We start from the raw sequence: 2,572 nt of genomic DNA, 5'->3' as shown, positions 1-2,572 counted from the left end.
CTCGTGTTACCAGTGTTCTCGCGGGGTCGCGGGAGAGATTCAGATTGGATTTTTCTGGATTTACCTCAATAATTGAAGCTTTTCTGCCCTCTTCAATCCAGTATGGGTCTCCAGTGAGTGATGATCCGGATATGCCCATCTCCAGAATGGTACGCGCGGGAATATCCGTAATCACAGAGAGAAATGCCATCTCACGCCAGAGATCCGGCTGAACGAACATTGCGTTATCTGTGCCAAGGAAGACTCTGCATCCCAGATCGATCATATCCTGAACCGGCGGATGATCCGGCGATCTGGTGACCCCGAGGATCCAGTTTGATCGTGGACAGATGGCAATCGGAATTCCTTCATCTGCACACCGCCGGAGATCGGTCCGGCTGGCATGTGTGCAGTGGATGAGAAGATCGGGCTCATAGGCAAGTGCACCCTCAATATCATCATTATCACGTTCCCCGGCATGGATTGCAATCATATGGCCGGCAAGGCGGGCAGCTTCAATCTCGGAGTCAAGATTCGGCAGGTCACGGACACTGCTGATCCCAAAACCATCAGAGGTTAACTCGCCACCTTCCCTTCCAAAGATAAGGGGCTGTGTGGACATGCCGTTTGCAGCCTCCAGAAGCGCCTCAACACCTTCTACTCCCCCTTCACGAAAATCAGCAAAGCCTGCACACCCGGTCTGCTCCATAAATCCTATGGTCGCGTGCATGGCAGAGACAAGGGCACCTCTCTCCGTCGCGCGCAGAATCCGGTGTTTCAATCCATCAGGTGGTGTTACAATCGACTCCAGGTCCCCATCGACAGGCAGATCCATTGCCACGGCATCACCGATATGCGTATGAGCATTGAAGAGTGCTGGAAGTATCCAGCGTTTTCGTGGATTATTTACCTCTTCAATCGATCTGATGATTCCATCTGCAATTTCAATCCGAACCGGCCTGAGTGATAATTCATCACCTAAAAATGCGAACCCCTCAATGGAGGTAACAATCTCCATATCCTACCTATTGACCGTTTGTTTAAATATATGCACGGAGAAACCTGTCTGCATGGCAAAGAAGAAAGGTGGAAGAATGATATCCTCCGCAGGCCTTGTCACATACTATGACAGCGAGGATCGGCGTCAGGTCACCATTGACCCAAAGACCGTGATCGCAGTGGCAATTAGCATTGGAGTCTTTATCTTCATTATGAATCTCATATACTAACTCATCATCTCTTTTTCAGGGCTTCTTTGATGATATCTTCGGATTCCTCAAAATAGAGCATATCGTGCCCGCTCCAGGTCTCCATGTTCCGGAAGACAACTGCTGGAACTCCTTTATTGCTTTCGCCCATCACGAAGTTTGCAAAACCGGCGATCTCATCAGCAACCGCTTCTTCAGTTATGAGAAGCTCATGGCCAAAGAGATCGTGATCACTCCGGAAATCACGAATTGCTGTCATACCGCTCCACCCTATAGCATGGCCTGTCTGTCCACGCCTAAATGCCCGACCACAGGTATCGGTCAGGACAACTCGTATATCGATACCTGACTTCTCCCTGATCTCCGATCGGATCGCCTCAGCTGCACCCATAGGATCTGCTGGGAGAAGAATCACAATGCCATCCTCCACATTGCTGTGATCGACACCTGCCCGGACACCGATATGGCCGGAGGGAAGTCTTGAGAGGATGAAGGGGTGATCAAGGATGATCTCAACTGAAGAGTCAAGTACTGCCTGGACAAAACAGGGATCCTCACGGGTCATAGAGGCGATCCGCCCGGCTTCAGGGCTGGGTGTTATCTCATCAAGATTCCGTATATTTCCGACAGACTTGGAATAGACAGAACTGGCGACACAGAGAATGTCCCCGTCCATAAGAGTAATCCGATCAGAGATGAGCCCGGCGAGATCATCACCCGGCTGGATAATAGGGAGGTTTTCAACCCCGATAACTTCAATTGACATTTTGCTCACTTCTGTTATCTGCTGGATAGAGATTAATCTCTTTGCTGATGAGTTTACCCTACGGAGGGCAGCAGTAGGGTGATACAGTATCAGATGGGGGTTTCCGATCACCTTCCGATACATTTATCATCAAATCCGTATACCTTCGGGTACCTATGTACATCATAATCCGGTGTCCGGGGTGCCGGTCATTTACCTATATGGATCATCTTCAGAGATGGAAACTCTGCCCGGTCTGTGGGGAGATCATCAGTTCACAGAAGGCGCCGGTCTATATTGAGGTGCAGACCTATGCTGAGGCCGATCAGATCGTCTCCCAGCTTGAGGAATACCTCAGAAAGACACGGCGGGGTGATCTCACAGATGATGAGATCGCACGTCTTCGTGCCACCTATGCACGGTGGGTGAAGGCGCACATCCCGGTGTAATCACTTTTTTCATTGAAGATAGGTGAAGCGGGCAGTATAGAGATCTCCATTTCCGCGGTTTGCCACATCTCCTCTGAAATGGTGAAACAGAAGCCCTTCATGATTGATTGTCCCTCTCTTTTCAAAGGTAGGGATCATCTCCTCCGCAGATCCATACACATAACAGGTCCCACCTGACATATTCGCACAGA

4 protein-coding genes and 1 pseudogene are annotated in these 2,572 nt (G+C 50.0%); 2 read left to right on the top strand and 3 right to left on the bottom strand.

What is annotated here, in order from left to right; all coding sequences use genetic code 11:
* Positions 1 to 997 (bottom strand): amidohydrolase family protein (locus QCH34_RS10545; RefSeq protein ID WP_300333876.1); only part of this gene is annotated, 997 nt, incomplete at its 3' end.
* Between the two features lie 76 nt (positions 998 to 1,073).
* Here QCH34_RS10545 and QCH34_RS10540 point away from each other — a divergent pair.
* Positions 1,074 to 1,208 carry a preprotein translocase subunit Sec61beta gene (locus tag QCH34_RS10540; protein ID WP_300333873.1) on the top strand — a complete coding sequence of 45 codons (135 nt, stop codon included), beginning with the start codon at positions 1,074 to 1,076 and terminating at the stop codon, positions 1,206 to 1,208.
* Between the two features lie 4 nt (positions 1,209 to 1,212).
* Here QCH34_RS10540 and QCH34_RS10535 read toward each other — a convergent pair whose 3' ends face one another.
* On the bottom strand, positions 1,213 to 1,953 hold the full coding sequence (locus QCH34_RS10535) for a coenzyme F420-0:L-glutamate ligase (protein ID WP_300333871.1): 741 nt from the start codon (positions 1,951 to 1,953) through the stop codon (positions 1,213 to 1,215).
* 155 nt (positions 1,954 to 2,108) lie between these two features.
* Here QCH34_RS10535 and QCH34_RS10530 point away from each other — a divergent pair, with 155 nt between their 5' ends.
* A complete protein-coding gene (locus QCH34_RS10530; RefSeq protein ID WP_300333868.1) occupies positions 2,109 to 2,381 on the top strand; it encodes a DUF1922 domain-containing protein in 273 nt (90 codons plus the stop codon).
* Positions 2,382 to 2,390: 9 nt separating this feature from the next.
* Here the strand turns inward: QCH34_RS10530 and QCH34_RS10525 are convergent.
* A pseudogene (locus QCH34_RS10525) lies at positions 2,391 to 2,572 on the bottom strand (formylmethanofuran dehydrogenase subunit C); the annotation flags it as partial.

Origin of the sequence: Methanocalculus sp. (genome assembly GCF_029762515.1) — an archaeon.
Classification (GTDB): Archaea; Halobacteriota; Methanomicrobia; order Methanomicrobiales; family Methanocorpusculaceae; genus Methanocalculus.
This window is presented reverse-complemented; position numbering and strand designations above follow the sequence as displayed.

Excerpts from the sequence above, each read along its gene's own strand:
- QCH34_RS10535 (WP_300333871.1), bottom strand. The coding sequence starts at position 1,953 with ATGTCAATTGAAGTTATCGGGGTTGAAAACCTCCCTATTATCCAGCCG.
- QCH34_RS10530 (WP_300333868.1), top strand. The coding sequence starts at position 2,109 with ATGTACATCATAATCCGGTGTCCGGGGTGCCGGTCATTTACCTATATG.
- QCH34_RS10540 (WP_300333873.1), top strand. The coding sequence starts at position 1,074 with ATGATATCCTCCGCAGGCCTTGTCACATACTATGACAGCGAGGATCGG.